A 609-nucleotide genomic window follows, 5' to 3' on the forward strand; every position below is an offset into this window, starting at 1 on the left:
CTACTCAAGATGCTAAACAATTTGAAACTAAACTAAGCCAACAACAAATTACATTTTCTAAAAATGCTTACGAAACTATTACTGTAGATAATGTTAAAGATCAGGTTATTACTTTGGAAAATGGTAGCGATTCAGGTCGCACGAATTCTATTTTAAGTGCAAATAACAAGTTAACAGGCAACAATGCCATCATTACAAATACAAAATCGCTGCCTAACATTATTAATATCCATTTAAACAAAGATTTAGTAGTAAAAGGTACTAAGAATGAAACTTTCCGTGTTACACAAGAAGACAAAGGTAAGGTTTATCCTTTAAATCTAAGCTTCAACTCACCTGTCATCGAAGTAAGTCCTGAAAAGTATCAGCAGTTGAAAACACAAAATAACGTTCATACTTTTTATGGATATGATATTAAACAAACATCACAAAAGGAAAAAGCTCAAACAATTGCAAAACAGTTTGGAGACAAAGTCATCACGTATGATGAAATGAAAAAAGAGGTCGATGCTACTAACGGTATTCTAATATTTGTTACATCATTTTTAGGATTAGCATTTTTAGTAGCAGCTGGATGTATTATTTATATTAAACAAATGGATGAAACTG

1 pseudogene is annotated in these 609 nt (G+C 30.9%); it reads left to right on the forward strand.

From position 1 onward, the window contains the following. Nucleotides 1-609 (forward strand): annotated as a pseudogene (gene vraE / locus IDG60_RS28305) (peptide resistance ABC transporter permease subunit VraE); the annotation flags it as partial.

The organism is Staphylococcus sp. EG-SA-2 (assembly GCF_017152085.1).